Origin of the sequence: Sulfitobacter sp. 1A15258 (assembly GCF_043557045.1) — a bacterium.
GTDB lineage: Bacteria > Pseudomonadota > Alphaproteobacteria > Rhodobacterales > Rhodobacteraceae > Sulfitobacter > Sulfitobacter faviae.
Window position 1 is genome coordinate 391,423 of record NZ_JBIFFK010000003.1, and the last position, 15,582, is coordinate 407,004.

A 15,582-nucleotide genomic window follows, 5' to 3' on the forward strand; every position below is an offset into this window, starting at 1 on the left:
GCATAGGGGCCGTATTGCCCCTGACTCCGGTATCTTCTTTTTCAGGCGCTGGAGTCCGGGCGCCGGATTTCAGATTGCGCGGGCATACATGTTTTCATGGCAAATGGGAAGCGTTCTGTCGCCTCGGGGCCATAAGCGGCGGGTTCTTTCCGCCGCAGCGCGCCCCGGTCTGCGCGCAACAAAAAACCTCCCGGCGGGGCCGGGAGGTTTTGGTCGTCCTGTCACCGGAACTTCCGGCGGCTTGCGCGCGATTAGCGGCGCAGGCCGAGGCGTTTGATCAGGTCCTGATAGCGGGACTCGTCTTTGGCCTTAACGTAATCCAGCAGCTTGCGGCGCGTCGCGACCATTTTCAAAAGACCACGGCGGCCGTGGTTGTCTTTTTTGTGGGTCTTGAAGTGCTCGGTCAGCGTGGTGATGCGCGAGGTCAGAATGGCAACCTGAACTTCGGGCGAACCGGTGTCGCCTTCTTTGGTGCCGAATTCTTTCATGACTTTTGCTTTTTCTTCAGCAGTGATCGACATCGGGGTCTCCTTTCGAAAAGAGTTAAAATGGATGGCGCAGGCCGGGATGTCGTCCAGCGCAGGCCCATGGAGATATCACCCGCTGACGGAATCAGCAGGCGATGGGGGCGTATAGGAGGAATTTCCGCCTTTGGCAAAGGGTGATTTGCGCATGGGCTCCGCCCCGCCTTAGGCCGCGAGGCCGAGGTCGAAGGCTGCAGAGAGCGGGATCAGCGCGATATCGTCCAGCGTGATGCTGTCCCCCGCCACCCGCGCGACGATGATATCATCCAGCAGGACGAGGGTTTGATCCGCATCCTCCGGGTCGGGCATGATAGAGAGCGGCGGCTCCGCCCCGCCCGCGCTGCTGTCGTCCCAGACAAAGAGCAGCGAATCGTCCGCCGCGTGGTAGTCCGTGATCTGCGCCGCCCCGCCTTGGCCGATCCAGTCCCCCAAGGCGATCTGATCGGTGCCGTCGCCCGAGGTCACCACATCCCCGGCGCCCGCGATGATCAGGTCGTCGCCGCCGCCGCCGTTCAGGAAATCGGGGCTTTGTTGGTCATCCGCCCCGGTGAGCGTGTCGTCGCCCCAGCCGCCAAAAAGCGTATCCACGCCCGCGCCGCCGCGTAGCGCATCGTCGCCAAGCCCGCCTTGCAGGGCATCGTTTCCGGCTTCGCCCTCGAGCAGGTCGTCGCCCGCCGCGCCTTGCAGCGCATCATCGCCCGCCCCGCCATAGAGAAAGTCATCGTCATTGTGGCCAAAGAGGCTGTCGTTGCCCGCGCCGCCGAAGAGGTCGTCATCCCCGTCATTGCCATGCAGAATGTCGCCGCCCGCGCCACCTTGGAGCGTGTCATTGCCGCCGTGGCCGTGCAGGTCATCATCCCCGCCACCGCCACGAAGCAGGTCCTCCCCGCCGTAGCCGCCAAGCTGGTCGTCGCCGGGGCCGCCCTGCACCGTCTCACCGTCATCGCTGCCCGACAGGATATCTCCAACCGTGGTGGTGCCGCCGCCCGGGCTGTCCCCCTCAGGCAACGCGTCCTCCGGCGGTGTTTCGATTTCCACGAAAGTGACGGCGCCGACCGCCATCAGACCCATTACCCCAGCCAGCCACAACATCTGCAGTTCCACCCGTTGATTGCTTGATGCCCCACACATCGTCCCAGTTTCAAAAGGGCATGTCGTGGCTGTAAAATCAAAGGAATAGCGGGGAAATGGTTAACGAATGCCTGCCCGCGCCGGGGGCTCGGGCTGCCACAGAACCGGCTCTTGGGTGTAGGGCAGGTAAAGCGGATGGCGCGGATGCCCGGCTTTGGAGAGGCCGAGGTGGTAGAGCGGTTTCGCCCCCTCAGCCAGCCGAGCCGCGACGGCCAGACCGCGGCCCAGATGGGCGCCATGCACGCCCCAAGCGGCGATGATCTGGTTGGCCCAATCGGCCCCCTCGGCCAGCGTGGCATCGTTGTCAGGACCGATGGGATCAGCCGCAGCGCGCATGTCGCGCGGGTCGGTGGCGCGGAAGGCGAAGATATTGGTGACCCGGAAGCCGCCGAAGCCCAGCACCCGCGCCCGACGCTCGCAACGCTCGACCGTCGGGTCGTTTTGCACCTCGGTCGCGGTCGAGGGGTTCAGCATCACGAACATCACCCGCGGCGCGCCTGCGTCCCAGATCCGCGTGAGGCTGTAGCGGTATTGCTCGCAGGGCGAGTAGACCGCGGTCGAAGGCGCGTCGCCCTTGGTGTGGCTGCGGGTGATCAGGGCCATTCAGCCCTCATTCGCGTCCGGTGATAGGTTGAACACCCGGCTCGGGTGCAATTCCCCCGCCTTGAAGCGGCCCACGGCGACAGGCTGCCCATCGAGCGAGGCCCAGCATTCATCGCCATATTCCACGTCATGGGCGATGACCATGCCGGGGTTGCCGTTGCGCAGGCGGGTGGCGCCTTCGGGGGTGGCTTTGACCTCGGGCAGGTCGGCAAGCCCTTCTGCCAGCGGCAACAGATAGGTGTCGAGTTCCGGTGTCCGGGCCAGTTCGTCCACCTGCGCCAGCGTCAGGGCGTTGGCCGCTTCGAAGGGGCCGGACCATGTGCGGCGCAATTCGCGGACGTGGCCGAGACAGCCAAGCTTCTGCCCCAGATCGCGCGCGATGGAGCGGACATAGCCGCCCTTGCCGCAGACCATCTCAAGCGTGACATGATCGGCATCGGGGCGGTCGACCAGCAGCAGGCTTTCCACCCATAGGGGGCGGGCGGCGATCTCCATCTCTTCGCCGTCGCGGGCGCGTTTATAGGCGCGTTGGCCGTCGATCTTTACGGCGGAGAACTGCGGCGGCACCTGCTGAATGTCACCGATGAAGCCGTTCAGCGCATCCTTGATCGCGGCATCATCGGGGCGCAGGTCAGAGGTGCCGATGGCTTCGCCTTCGGCGTCGTCGGTATTGGTGGCGATGCCGAGCCGCACGGTGAACTCATAGGCTTTGAGCGCGTCGGTGATATAGGGCACGGTCTTGGTCGCTTCGCCCAGGGCGATGGCCAGAACGCCGGTCGCTTCGGGGTCGAGCGTGCCTGCGTGGCCCGCCTTCTTGGCCTCCAGCGCCCAGCGGACCTTGTTGACCACGGCGGTCGAGGTGGGGCCAGCGGGCTTGTCCACCACCAGCCAACCAGAAATATCGCGACCCTTGCGTTTGCGTGCCATGTCTTGCCCCTTCGCTTTTGTGGTGCTGCCCTCTATCGGAGCCGCGCCGCCCTGCCCAGCCCCCAAGCGGGGAAAAGCTTACTTTGCGGGCGTCACGATGCCTACGATCGGCCCCAAGGTGGTGAAGCCCGCCCCGCTGCGGCGGAGGCCGGGTGCGCGCAGGCGCGAGATATTGCCGTCAAAATACAGCGCGTTAGGCAGGTCCAACTCATCCCGGTAGAGCCGGGCGAATTCGTGAAAGGTGACCACATCGTTGGAAATCGCGAAAACCGCGCGTTTGCCATCTGCCGTGGTGCCAACGCCGTTCCGGATATAGCGCGAGGTGCTGTCGGGCAGGAATCGCGGGTGTAGCGCCCCGTCGATCACCAGCATCGGCCCCGATTGCGTGGCAAAGCGGCACTCGGGCTTGTCCTTGAGGTAACGCTTGGTCTCGATCACATCGGCGCGGCCCTCACGCAGGCAGAAAACACCATTGGGCAGCAGGCCGAAATTGCCGGGGCCAGCACTGTCGATCACGCCGCGCGTCTCGACCCCTTCTTCGATGTAATGCCCAACCGGAGAGCGGTCTTCGTGGTACATGCCTGCGTTCATGGCAAAACCAAGCCGCAGCCCCTGCGCTTTCAGCGCCTCGTCAAGCGAGCCGAAGAACCCATAGGGCGCGCCCGCCTCATTGTTGAGAAAGAGCCGCAGGTCGTCCCGTTCCAGATCGACTTCACAGACCGTGTAGGAACTGCCGTCAAAGGTAATGTTGCGGCATTCGGCAGCGTCCGCAGGCGTGCCTTTCAGCGCCAGAAGCGCGAATGCGATCAGGCCCGCGCGGATCACTGATCCGGCGCGCCGTCGGCACTGTCATCGGCGCCGTCGTCATCGGGGGCATCCGCATCGCGGCGCACCACCTCTTGGTTCAGCATGCGGCGGGTGTCGTCCATCCGGTCAAAGGTCTGGTCCAACTGAAAGCGCAGATCGGGCGAGAACTTGAGCGTCAGTTTCTTGGCGACCTGACGGCGCAATTCGCTTTTGTTGCGGGCCAGCAGTTTGAGAACCTCATCCTGACCCTCCCCCCCCAAGGGCAGCACATAGGCCGTGGCGATCTTGAGGTCGGGAGAGATGCGCACCTCGCCCACGGTGATCGACATCCGATTGAGATCGGTGTCATGCACATCCCCGCGTGCGAGGACATCGGACAAGGCGCGGCGGACGGTTTCGCCCACGCGGAGTTGTCGTTGCGACGGGCCGGGGCCCTCATGAAACTTGTTCTTTGCCATGCCCCCCATCTAAGGCTTCGGTTGCACTTTGCCAAGCGCTCCGCGACGGGCTAAACCGGCCCTGCCAGTCACGGCCAGAACCGCAGGAGACCGAGTATGACACAGACCCCCGGCATTGCCGTCACCGGCGCCTCTGGCCGCATGGGCCGAATGTTGATCCGTGAGATCAACGCAAGCGACAAAATGCATCTGGCCGCGGCGCTAGAGCGTCCGGGCCATGACTGGATTGGCCGCGATCTGGGCGAGGCGATCGGCGGCACGGCCTCGGGCGTGACCGTGACGGACAATGCGGCAGAGGCGTTTGGCAAGGTGCAGGCCGTCATCGACTTCACCGCGCCGCAGGCCACCATCGCTTTCGCCGGTGAGGCCGCCAAGGCTGGCATCGTCCATGTCATCGGCACCACCGGCATGACCGAAGATGAGATCGCGCAGCTTGCCCCTGCCGCCGAACAGGGGGCCGTCATCGTCCGCGCGGGGAACATGAGCCTCGGCGTGAACCTGCTGACGCAGCTCACCCGGCAGGTCGCCGCCGCGCTGGACGTGGATTACGATATCGAGATCATCGAATCGCACCACAATCAGAAAGTCGATGCCCCCTCGGGCACCGCATTGATGCTGGGCGAAGCCGCCGCCGAAGGGCGCGGGGTCAAACTGGCGGATGTTTCGGACCGGGGCCGCGATGGGATCACCGGTGCACGGCAAAAGGGCGATATCGGGTTCACCGCGATCCGGGGCGGCGATATCGTGGGCGAGCATGACGTGATGTTCGCCGCCGCCGGAGAGCGGATCATCCTGCGCCACATCGCCTCGGACCGTGCGCTTTTCGCCCGCGGGGCGCTCAAGGCCGCGCTTTGGGGGCAGGGCAAAGCGCCGGGGGAATATGACATGTTGGACGTGCTTGGCCTGAAGGGCTGAGGCGCAAACAGATTATCTGAAACTTTACCTTCCTTGGCTACGTGAGTGCCTCAGGCAACTCACCCCAAGGGAGGTTTCGATGAAGATTACCTTTGCACTGGCCGTGACAGCGATGCTCGCGGCTGTTGGTCTGCCCGCTGCGGCGGGATATGCCCGTATTCAGAACAAGTCAGACTTCGTCGCGGCGGTGAATGGCAAAAGGCTGACCCGCCCGCTGGTTGACCTGCGGGTCACCTCCGGCGGGGTCATTTCCGGCAAGGGCGCGGTTTGGGAGGTGACCGGCAAGTGGTCGTGGCAAGACGGTTATTTCTGCCGCACGCTGGTCTGGGGCGGCAAGGACTTGGGCTATAACTGCCAATTGGTCGCCCGCGATGGCGCGAAACTCCGCTTTACCTCCGACAGGGGCGCGGGGGAGTCGGCGGTGCTGACCCTGCGCTGAGGCGCTTAAAAATCGACAGCGATGCCCTTCTTCTCCCAATCGCCATAGCGCACAGGCTCTGGCCCATCGCGCCCGCCAAGTTCGGTGGGCATGTCGAGCGCGGCTGCCGCCTCACGCCGGGCGGCAGCCTCGGCCAAGGCGCGCTGGGCGGCGGCGGGCAGATCGGGGCCGGGGGCCGGCGTCGGGTCTTGCGGCGTGTCGGGGATCGGTTTCGGCCCCGGTTTGGGCTGCGGTGGCAGGTCCGGCGCGGGGCTGGGCGTTGGGTCAGGGCCGGGTTTGCTGTCGGGAATGGGGCGTTGATCGGGCATCATGGTCCTCTTGAGCCAAGTTCTCCCTTGATATACGTCGCCCGCTGGCCCAGACAACCCGGCAACCCCTCAAGCCAGACCCAGATAGGATATGACCATGGCAGACACAGGCGTTCAGGCCCGCAGAAGCGCGGTTTATCTGCTGGATCAGATTTTGGGCGATGAGCCGCGGCTGATGTCTGAGCTTCTTGCCGCGGGCGCGCTGGACAAGCTGCCCCCCGATGATCGGGCGCGGGCGCAGCGTCTCGCGCAGGACACGCTGCGCGGGTTGGAACGGGCGGACCGGTTGCTGCAAAAGCATCTGCAAAAGGCACCGCCGCTGACCGTGCGCAATGTGCTGCGGGTCGGCACGGTTGAGCTTTGTCAGGGCGGGGCCGCGCATGGGGTGGTGAATGCGATGGTGAACCTCGTCTCGCAACACCGCACGCTGAGCCATCTCAAGGGGCTGACCAACGCCGTGCTGCGCAAGATCGCCGCTCAGGGGCCCGAGGCGTGGGATGCCCTGCGCGCGCCGCGTTTGCCGAAATGGCTGCGCGGACCGCTGGCTGAGGCTTGGGGCACCGATGCCATGGCCGCGATGGAACAGGCGCATTTCGCGGGCGCACCGCTTGATCTGACCGCCAAGGGCGATGCTGCCGCCTTGGCCGAGGCGGTGGGCGGCACGCTGCTGCCGACAGGCTCCGTCCGGGTGACAGATGCCGGGCAGGTCTCTACCATGCCGGGTTTTGCCGAGGGCGATTGGTGGGTGCAAGATGCCGCCGCCGCGATCCCGGTGCGGGTGCTGGCCCCGAAGGAGGGCGAGACGGTGCTGGACCTCTGCGCCGCGCCGGGCGGCAAGACGATGCAACTGGCCGCCGCGGGGGCGGTCGTCACCGCCGTTGACCAGTCGCACCCCCGGATGCAGCGGGTGAAGGAAAACCTCGCCCGCGTCGGGCTGAAGGCCAAGACGCTGACCAAAGATGCGCGTGCCGTGCAGGGCACATTCGACGCCATTCTGCTGGACGCGCCATGCTCCGCCACTGGCACCATCCGCCGCCACCCGGACCTGCCCTATGCCAAGGACGGATCTGAATTCGGGGATCTGATCGAGTTGCAATCCGAGTTGATCGACCATGCCTGGAGCCTGCTCAAGCCCGGCGGGCGGTTGGTGTTCTGCACCTGTAGCCTGCTGCCCGACGAGGGCGAAGTGCAGGTCGACGAAGCCTTAGAGCGGCATGGCGACATGACCGTCGACACCGCCGCGCTGGAACTGCCGGGGGTCGAGGCCGATTGGCACACCGAAGAGGGCGGGCTGCGCCTGCGCCCCGATTTCTGGGCCGATCAAGGTGGGATGGACGGGTTCTACATCGCCTGTCTGCGCAAGGACTGACCCTCACGCCCCGTCGGGTGGGGAGGGCACGGCGAGATAGGCCGCTTTCGGGATGTCTATGAGGCCGCGGAGCCCCAGCGTGGCGGCATCTGCTGCCATGAGTCCGCCAATGGCCGCGCGCACCGCCGCGGCTGTTGCCACCGCATCGGCACCCGCTGCCGCAATATAGGGTAGGCCGGGGGTGGGGGCCGTGCGTTCTAGCACCCGCAGGTCACCCGCGAAAGCGTCATGGCTTTCGATCAGCCGCCAAGAGACTGCATCCAGCGCCGCGATATCCGCGCGCGCCTCGGCCACAGCCTTGGCCGAGGCGCGGTGACTGTGGCTTTGGCTACGCTCTGAAAACCAAAAGCCCCGCGCCCGGCAATGCGCGTAAGGGGCGGCATAGCCTGATTGCGAGAACGTCTGGTTGTAGGTGAAGCGCGCCGCGTGGAAATCGGAAATTGTTTCACGGGGATCATTGGCGCGAACAACGAAAACGCTGTTGTAATACCCCGGCGGGCAGCCTTCGACGCCAAAGTCCGGCGTGCCGATCAGCGTGACACGGTCGTGCAGCCACAGGCGGTAAGGCATCCCGCAGGTCTGGGAGAAGGTGAGGTCCGGCGCGGTCCAGACGGCGAATTCCTCGGCAACATTGCTCAGCCTTTCCGGGGCCGGGATGCCCTGCGCGTGCAGCGCGTCACGGATTAACGCCCAGTAGCGCCCTGTCGCCTCGGCGGTCTCGGGGCGCAGGTACATCATCAGGCTGGCGATCATCGGCGGCTCCGCTTGGGGTGTTCCTGTTTAGGCCGCGCCGCCGCGCGGTGGCAAGCGTCGGTTCCCCGCCGATCCCCCGCCGCGTGGGGAAAATCCGGTGACTCATTGTGGGGCCGCGGTTATGCTGCTGCCAAACGCCAGCAGAGCGTCAGGGGCAGCTTGATATGATTAATCTTTCCAGCGTCACGGCACGCAGGGCGCGGTTTCTGAACCGCTGGCACGCTTGGCGTGCGACCCGGGGCCGGGGGCGGGTCGTCGCGTTCACCTCTTCGCCCGAGCCGCGCACCATCGGCTCTTTCGCGCGGGGGCGGCAGTTGATGGCGGGCAATTACCTCTTTGCCGGCAGCCTGCTGACCGCGCCGCAAGCCGCCATGTGGGACCTTAGCCCGCCTGACCCCGCATTTGCTGCGGAACTGCACGGTTTTGCGTGGCTCGATGACCTCGCTGCCGTGGGCGATGCGCGGGCGCGGGGGGCGGCGCAGGCGTGGCTTTGGGGCTGGATCGACCGTTTCGGGCGCGGGCAGGGGCCGGGCTGGACCCCGGCGCTGACCGGGCGGCGGTTGATCCGTTGGATCAACCACGCGCTTTTCCTGCTGCGCGGGACCGAGACCGAGCAGAGCGATGCCTTCTACCGATCCCTCGAACGGCAGACCCGATTCCTGTCGAAACGCTGGCGTGGCGCGGCCCCTGGCCTGCCGCGTTTTGAGGCGCTGGCCGGGCTGATCTATGCCAGCCTGTCGCTGGAGGGGCTGGCCGAACTGGCCGATCCGGCGGTCAAGGCCCTCGCCCGGGAATGCGCCAGCCAGATTGACGCCGAGGGGGGGCTGCCCACGCGCAACCCCGAGGAACTGCTGGCGGTCTTCACCCTGCTGACATGGGCCGCCGCCGCGCTGAGTGATGCAGGCCGCAGCACGCCTAAGGAGCATCTGACCGCAATCGAGCGTATTGCGCCGACCCTGCGCAGTCTGCGCCATGCGGATGGGGCGCTGGCGCGGTTTCACGGCGGCGGGCGCGGCATGGAGGGCTGGCTGGACCACGCGCTGGCGGCGGCCAAGGTCAAGACACGGCAGCCCGATGGGTTGGCCATGGGCTTTGCAAGACTGTCCGCAGGCCGCACCAGCGTGATCGTCGACGCGGCAGCCCCGCCGAGCGGTGTGGCCTCGACCAACGCCCATGCCTCGACATTGGCGTTTGAGTTGACCTCGGGGCGGCGGCCCTTGGTGGTGAACTGCGGCTCCGGCGCGTCCTTCGGGCTGGAGTGGCGGCGGGCGGGGCGCGCCACGCCGTCGCATTCGGCCCTGTCGCTCGTCGGCCATTCCAGCGCGCGACTTGCGGAGCCTGACCCCCATACCGGGGCGGAGGCGCTAATCGCTGGCCCGCGCCATGTGCCCGTCGAGATCGGAGAGGCATCGGACGGGTTGCGTTTCGAAGGCGCCCATGATGCCTATTTGCGCAGCCACGGGCTGACCCATGCGCGGCGGCTTGAGCTAACCTCGGACGGGCGCGGCCTTTCGGGGGAGGATATGCTGCTTGCGATAGAGGGGGCGGAGAAGCGGCGCTTTGACAAGGTGCTCAATGCCACCCAATCAAAGGGCATCGCTTTCGACATCCGGTTTCACCTGCACCCTGATGTGGATGCCACGCTGGACCTTGGCGGGGCTGCGATCTCAATGGCGTTGAAAAGCGGGGAGATTTGGGTGTTTCGCCATGACGGCACGCATAATCTGTCTTTGGAACCGGGGGTTTACCTTGAGACAACCCGTCTGAAACCCCGTGCCGCACAGCAGATCGTGCTCTCGGGCTATGCCATGAACTACGCGACAAGGGTGCGCTGGTCGTTGTCAAAAGCGCAGGAAACTGCGATTGGCGTGCGAGATTTGTCGATCGACGATCCCTATGCTGATGAAGACTGACCAAGGAACCAGCCCCATGCCCGACCTCTATCCCATCAAACGCGCCCTGCTTTCCGTATCCGACAAGACCGGTCTTTTGGACCTTGGCAAGGCTTTGGCGGCGCGGGGCGTCGAATTGCTCAGCACCGGCGGCACCGCGAAAGCGCTGCGCGACGCGGGGCTAGACGTGCTGGATGTGGCCGATGTGACGGGCTTTCCCGAGATGATGGACGGGCGCGTGAAAACGCTGCACCCGGTCGTGCATGGCGGTCTGCTGGCCCTGCGCGACAATGACGAACACGTCGCCGCGATGAACGAGCACAACATCGGCGCGATCGATCTGGTGGTGGTGAACCTCTACCCCTTCGAGGAAACCGTCGCCAAGGGCGCGGCATACGCCGAGGTGATCGAGAACATCGACATCGGCGGCCCGGCGATGATCCGCTCGGCGGCCAAGAACCACGGCTTCGTCAACGTCGTGGTTGATGTCGAAGACTACGCCGAGGTGATCGCCGAGATGGAGGCCAACGACGGTCAGACCACCTACGCTCTGCGTCAGCGTCTGGCCCAGACCGCCTATGCCCGCACCGCTGCCTATGACACCGCCGTCAGCACATGGATGGCCGCGCAGGTCGCGGCCACGCCGCGCCGTCGCACCTTCGGCGGCACGCTGGCCCAGACCCTGCGCTATGGCGAGAACCCGCATCAGCAGGCGGCCTTCTACACCGATGGCTCGAACGCCCCCGGTCTGGCCAACGCGGTGCAGCATCAGGGCAAGGAACTGTCCTACAACAACATCAACGACACCGACGCGGCCTTCGCATTGGTTAGCGAGTTCGACCCCAAGGACGGCCCCGCCTGCGCGATCATCAAACACGCCAACCCCTGTGGCGTGGCGCGCGGGGAGACGCTGCTGGAAGCCTACACTCGCGCCTTCGACTGTGACCGCACCTCGGCCTTTGGCGGCATCATCGCGCTGAACCAGCCGCTGGACGGGCCGACGGCAGAGGCCATCGCCGCGATCTTTACCGAAGTCGTCATCGCCCCCGGCGCGGACGAGGATGCCAAACGCATCTTCGCCGCCAAGAAGAACCTGCGCCTGCTAACCACCGAGGGGCTCGCCGATCCGACCGCTGCCGAACTGGCGGTGCGGCAGGTCTCGGGCGGCTTCCTTGTGCAGGACAAGGACGTGGGCCGCATCACGCGCGATGACCTGAAAGTGGTGACCAAGCGCAAGCCATCGGATCAGGAACTGGACGACATGCTCTTTGCTTGGACCGTGGCGAAACACGTCAAGTCCAACGCCATCATCTACGTCAAGGACGGCGCCACCGTGGGCGTGGGCGCGGGCCAGATGAGCCGCGTGGACAGCACCCGCATCGCCGCGCGCAAGGCCCAAGACATGGCCGAGGTGATGGACATCGACGCCCCCCTGACGCAGGGTTCGGTCGTGGCCTCTGATGCCTTCTTCCCCTTCGCGGACGGCCTCATCACCGCCGCCGAGGCCGGTGCCACGGCGCTGATCCAGCCCGGCGGCTCCATGCGTGACGACGAGGTGATCGCGGCGGCGGATGAGGCGGGGCTTGCCATGGTCTTCACCGGCATGCGTCACTTCCGGCACTAAACGAAGGGGAGCCCCATGCGGACATTCGGCATCGCGGCCTTCGTGGCCTTTCTGATCGACCAGATCAGCAAATATGTGGTCATTCACATGATGGAACTGGCGCGTGTCCGCTCCATCGACGTGCTGCCGCCGGTGCTGAATTTCCGCTATGGGGAAAACCGGGGCATCAACTTTGGCCTTGGCGGCGACATGAGCCAATGGGTGCTGATCGTGGTGGCGCTGGTGATCTGCGCGGGCGTCACCCTATGGCTCTGGCGCAGCCCGCATGGGCGTTGGGCGCAGCTCAGCGGTGGCCTGCTGGTCGGCGGGGCGCTGGCGAATGTGGCGGACCGGCTGATCTACGGCTATGTGCTCGATTTCCTGAACAACTCCTGCTGCGGCATCAACAACCCTTTCGTCTACAACTTGGCGGATGTCTTTATCTTTGCCGGGGCCTTGGGGCTGATCCTCTTTACCGGAGAGCCGAAAAGCGCGCCCAAACGCCGGGGCAAAAAAGGTCAGTGACATTGCCCGCTTGCCTGCGATATTGAACAAGCAGACCCCGAAAGGAGACACCATGCGCCGCATTGCCCTAATCAGCTTGATCCCGCTGGCCCTCGCCGCCTGCAGCAATCAGGGCCTTCGCGATTTGCAGCCGATTTCTGAAGGGCCTGATGAGTTCCTGATCCAACCGGTTAAGCCGCTGGAGCGTCCCGACAACCTGAACACCCTGCCCACGCCGGCGCCGGGGCAGGCGAACCTGACCGACCGCTCGGCGGTGGCCGAAGGGGTGGCGGCATTCGGCGGGCGTTTGGATACCTCAACTGGCATCCCGGCGGGGGATGCGGCGCTGGTCCAACATGCGGGCCGGATGGGCGTGCAGCCCGGCATCCGTGAGAGCTTGGCCGAGGCCGACGCGAAATTCCGCAAGCGCAAGGGCCGTTTCACCCAATTCCGTATCGTGCCGGTTGATCGCTACGGCCAAGCCTACAAGCGCATGATCCTCGACGCCCATAGCGAGGCGGAGCGCTGGCGCAGGGCAGGCGGGCGCACGCCGTCCTACCCGCCGCAGGACACACGTTTTCGCTAGGCTTCTTGAAAGTAGTGCCAGACCGCGTAGGTAATGCGGCAGGCGATATATTTCGAGGTAAGCAATGATCCGACTGCCGATGATGGCGGCCCTGGTGGCGACGCTTTTCACAGCCCCCGCCGCACGGGCGGGGCAGACCGAGAACGAAGCGGTCACCCATTTCACTCTTGATAACGGTATGGAGGTCGTGGTCGTCGAAGACCACCGCGCCCCGGTCGTGCAGCAGATGGTCTGGTACCGCGCAGGCTCCGCTGATGAACCCAAAGGGTCATCCGGCGTGGCGCATTTCCTTGAACACCTGCTGTTCAAAGCCACCGACAAACTGGAAGCGGGCGAATTTTCCGCCACCGTGGCCGCCAACGGCGGACGCGATAACGCCTTTACCAGCTACGACTACACTGCCTATTACCAGCGCGTCGCAGCGGATCGCCTCGGATTGATGATGGAGATGGAAGCCGACCGGATGAAGAACATCCGTTTGACCCCCGAAAACATCGAAACCGAACGCGATGTGATCCTCGAAGAACGCAACCAGCGGACCGAGAATAACCCCGCCGCGCTGTTCAGCGAGCAACTCAACGCCGCGCAATATCTCAACCACCGCTACGGCGTGCCGATCATCGGCTGGAAACATGAGATGGAGGAGTTGGACCTCGAAGATGCGCTGTCGTTCTATGAACTCTACTACTCGCCCAATAACGCCATCCTCGTGGTCTCCGGCGATGTGACGCCGGAAGAAGTGCGCGAACTGGCCGAGGCCACTTATGGCCAAATCCCCGCCAACCCCGCCTTGCCAGAGCGTCTGCGCACCGAAGAGCCGCCCCAGATCGCCGAGCGCCGGTTGATCTACAAAGACGCCCGCGTGGCCCAGCCCTATGTCCGCCGCTCCTATCTTGCCCAAGAACGTGACAGCGGCGAACAGGAGGAAGCGGCGGCGCTCTTGCTGCTCAGCGAATTGCTGGGCGGCGGCACCACGTCCTACCTTGCCGAGAAACTGCAATTCGACGCGCAGATCGCCAATTACACCGGCGCCTTCTACAAGGCCGACACGTTGGACGACACAACCTTTGACCTTGTCGTGCTGCCCGTGCCCGGCGTCAGTCTGCAACAGGCCGAAGAGGCGCTGGACGAGGCGCTCGCGCAATTCATGGAGGCCGGTGTCGACCCCGAACACCTTGAACGCCTGAAGGCGCAGTTGCGCGCCGATCAAATCTATGCCCGCGATGACGCGGACCGCGTGGCGCACCGCTATGGTTCGGCCCTCGCCATCGGCCTCACGGTCGAAGACGTGCAGGCATGGCCCGATGTGCTTCAGGCCGTCACCGCCGAAGACATCATGCAGGCCGCCCGCGACCTGTTCGACAAACGCGCATCGGTCACCGGCTGGCTGATGAAGGAGGACGCGCAATGAGACTGATCTACGCCCTGATCCTGACGGTAATTGCCGCACTCCCCGCCCGCGCCGAGGTCGATATTCAAGAGGTGACCAGCCCCGGCGGCATCACCGCTTGGTTGGTTGAGGAACATTCGATCCCCTTCGTGGCGTTGGAAATCCGTTTCCGTGGCGGCGCGTCTCTCGATGCCCCCGGCAAACGCGGCGCGATCAACCTGATGACCGGCCTCTTGGAAGAAGGGGCAGGCGAGATGGACGCCCGCGCCTTCAGCCGCGCGACCGAAGCGCTGGCCACGAACCTCAGCTTTGATGTCTCTGACGATGCGCTTTCCGTGTCCGCACGTTTCCTGACCGAGAACCGCGCGCCCTCGATCGACCTTCTGCGCGCGGCCCTTCAGGAGCCGCGTTTCGACGAAGACGCCATTGAGCGGGTGCGCGGCCAAGTGATTTCGAACATCCAGTCAAACCAGAAAGACCCCAACAAAATCGCCCAACAGACCTTTGACCGGATCGCCTTTGGGGATCACCCCTATGGCAGTTCGCTGAACGGCACGTTGGAAAGCGTCGCGGGCCTGACCCGTGACGATCTGCTCGCCGCGCATCGCGCGGTGCTGGCGCGGGACCGCATCATCGTTGGCGCGGTGGGCGACATCACACCCGAGGAGTTGGGCCAGATGCTCGACAAGCTGTTGGGGGGGCTGCCCGCCGAAGGCGCGCCGATGCCGCCCCGGGCCGAGGTCGATATCCCCAGTGGCACCACCGTGGTCGATTTCGCCACCCCGCAGTCCGTCGCGCTCTTTGGTCAGCCCGGCCTCGCGCAGGACGATCCCGATTGGTTCACCGCGACGGTGCTGAACCACGTCCTCGGTGGCGGCGGTTTCGAATCCCGGCTGATGACCGAGGTGCGCGAGAAACGTGGCCTGACCTACGGCGTCTATTCCTACCTCGCCCCGCGTGATCTGGCCGAGACCTATCTCGGCTCCGTCAGTTCGTCCAATGACCGCATCGCCGAAGCGATCGAGGTGATCCGCGCCGAATGGGCCAAGGCCGCCGCCGAAGGCATCACGCAAGAGGAATTGGACGCGGCCAAGACCTATATCACCGGCGCCTATCCGCTGCGCTTCGATGGGAACACGCCCATTGCCAATATCCTCGTCGGCATGCAGATGCTGGGCCTGCCGACCGACTATATCGCCACCCGCAACGACAGGGTTGAGGCGGTCACGCTTGAAGATGTCAAACGCGTCGCTGCCGAGCTGTTGGAGCCCGAAAACCTGCATTTCGTTGTTGTCGGCCAGCCCGAAGGGCTAGAGGCCGCAGACGCAGCGCAGGAATAAAAAAAGCGCCGCTCCCGACAGGGGGACGGCGCT

17 protein-coding genes are annotated in these 15,582 nt (G+C 65.1%); 9 read left to right on the top strand and 8 right to left on the bottom strand.

Annotated elements, in window-relative coordinates:
* Positions 1–251 precede the first annotated feature (251 nt).
* The 6 genes from rpsO to rbfA all read right to left on the bottom strand — a co-directional run bounded on the left by rpsO (position 252) and on the right by rbfA (position 4,450).
* A complete protein-coding gene (rpsO, locus tag ACGYK9_RS09260) occupies positions 252–521 on the bottom strand; it encodes a 30S ribosomal protein S15 (protein WP_067266742.1) in 270 nt (89 codons plus the stop codon).
* A 168-nt stretch (positions 522–689) separates the two neighbouring features.
* The gene (locus tag ACGYK9_RS09265) at positions 690–1,628 is read right to left on the bottom strand and encodes a calcium-binding protein (protein ID WP_394422490.1); all 939 of its coding nucleotides are present in this window, start codon (positions 1,626–1,628) and stop codon (positions 690–692) included.
* An 87-nt stretch (positions 1,629–1,715) separates the two neighbouring features.
* A complete protein-coding gene (locus ACGYK9_RS09270) occupies positions 1,716–2,252 on the bottom strand; it encodes a DUF1643 domain-containing protein (protein WP_394410006.1) in 537 nt (178 codons plus the stop codon).
* Between the two features lie 6 nt (positions 2,253–2,258).
* Positions 2,259–3,185, bottom strand: a complete 927-nt coding sequence (gene truB / locus ACGYK9_RS09275; protein ID WP_394409848.1) for a tRNA pseudouridine(55) synthase TruB — start codon at positions 3,183–3,185, stop codon at positions 2,259–2,261.
* A gap of 78 nt (positions 3,186–3,263) precedes the next feature.
* Complete coding sequence (locus ACGYK9_RS09280) at positions 3,264–4,010, bottom strand: phosphodiester glycosidase family protein (protein WP_394409851.1); 747 nt, start codon at positions 4,008–4,010, stop codon at positions 3,264–3,266.
* A complete protein-coding gene (rbfA, locus tag ACGYK9_RS09285) occupies positions 4,007–4,450 on the bottom strand; it encodes a 30S ribosome-binding factor RbfA (RefSeq protein ID WP_394409854.1) in 444 nt (147 codons plus the stop codon). The genes ACGYK9_RS09280 and rbfA overlap by 4 nt, the downstream gene beginning before the upstream one ends.
* Before the next feature lie 96 nt (positions 4,451–4,546).
* Here rbfA and dapB point away from each other — a divergent pair, with 96 nt between their 5' ends.
* A complete protein-coding gene (gene dapB, locus ACGYK9_RS09290) occupies positions 4,547–5,365 on the top strand; it encodes a 4-hydroxy-tetrahydrodipicolinate reductase (protein WP_394409857.1) in 819 nt (272 codons plus the stop codon).
* A gap of 79 nt (positions 5,366–5,444) precedes the next feature.
* The gene (locus tag ACGYK9_RS09295) at positions 5,445–5,804 is read left to right on the top strand and encodes a dihydrodipicolinate reductase (RefSeq protein WP_394409860.1); all 360 of its coding nucleotides are present in this window, start codon (positions 5,445–5,447) and stop codon (positions 5,802–5,804) included.
* 5 nt (positions 5,805–5,809) lie between these two features.
* Here ACGYK9_RS09295 and ACGYK9_RS09300 read toward each other — a convergent pair whose 3' ends face one another.
* Positions 5,810–6,010 carry a DUF1674 domain-containing protein gene (locus ACGYK9_RS09300; protein ID WP_271689916.1) on the bottom strand — a complete coding sequence of 67 codons (201 nt, stop codon included), beginning with the start codon at positions 6,008–6,010 and terminating at the stop codon, positions 5,810–5,812.
* Positions 6,011–6,209: 199 nt separating this feature from the next.
* Here ACGYK9_RS09300 and ACGYK9_RS09305 point away from each other — a divergent pair, with 199 nt between their 5' ends.
* Positions 6,210–7,481, top strand: a complete 1,272-nt coding sequence (locus tag ACGYK9_RS09305; protein WP_394409863.1) for an RsmB/NOP family class I SAM-dependent RNA methyltransferase — start codon at positions 6,210–6,212, stop codon at positions 7,479–7,481.
* 3 nt (positions 7,482–7,484) lie between these two features.
* Here the strand turns inward: ACGYK9_RS09305 and ACGYK9_RS09310 are convergent, their stop codons facing one another.
* The gene (locus ACGYK9_RS09310) at positions 7,485–8,234 is read right to left on the bottom strand and encodes a phosphate/phosphite/phosphonate ABC transporter substrate-binding protein (protein WP_394409866.1); all 750 of its coding nucleotides are present in this window, start codon (positions 8,232–8,234) and stop codon (positions 7,485–7,487) included.
* A gap of 164 nt (positions 8,235–8,398) precedes the next feature.
* On the opposite strand from ACGYK9_RS09310, the gene ACGYK9_RS09315 reads away from it, so the two are divergent.
* The 6 genes from ACGYK9_RS09315 to ACGYK9_RS09340 all read left to right on the top strand — a co-directional run bounded on the left by ACGYK9_RS09315 (position 8,399) and on the right by ACGYK9_RS09340 (position 15,549).
* Positions 8,399–10,147, top strand: coding sequence for a heparinase II/III family protein (locus ACGYK9_RS09315; RefSeq protein WP_394409869.1), 1,749 nt, complete (start codon positions 8,399–8,401; stop codon positions 10,145–10,147).
* 16 nt (positions 10,148–10,163) lie between these two features.
* Positions 10,164–11,750, top strand: a complete 1,587-nt coding sequence (gene purH, locus ACGYK9_RS09320) for a bifunctional phosphoribosylaminoimidazolecarboxamide formyltransferase/IMP cyclohydrolase (RefSeq protein ID WP_394409872.1) — start codon at positions 10,164–10,166, stop codon at positions 11,748–11,750.
* A gap of 15 nt (positions 11,751–11,765) precedes the next feature.
* Positions 11,766–12,254 (top strand): signal peptidase II, encoded by a 489-nt coding sequence (lspA, locus tag ACGYK9_RS09325; protein WP_067266723.1) that lies wholly within the window; start codon positions 11,766–11,768, stop codon positions 12,252–12,254.
* 52 nt (positions 12,255–12,306) lie between these two features.
* Entirely contained in the window at positions 12,307–12,819 is a 513-nt protein-coding gene (locus ACGYK9_RS09330) for a DUF3035 domain-containing protein (protein WP_394409875.1), read from the top strand.
* Between the two features lie 64 nt (positions 12,820–12,883).
* Complete coding sequence (locus ACGYK9_RS09335) at positions 12,884–14,230, top strand: M16 family metallopeptidase (RefSeq protein WP_394409878.1); 1,347 nt, start codon at positions 12,884–12,886, stop codon at positions 14,228–14,230.
* The gene (locus tag ACGYK9_RS09340) at positions 14,227–15,549 is read left to right on the top strand and encodes a M16 family metallopeptidase (RefSeq protein WP_394409881.1); all 1,323 of its coding nucleotides are present in this window, start codon (positions 14,227–14,229) and stop codon (positions 15,547–15,549) included. Before ACGYK9_RS09335 ends, ACGYK9_RS09340 begins: the two co-directional genes overlap by 4 nt.
* Positions 15,550–15,582 lie beyond the last annotated feature (33 nt).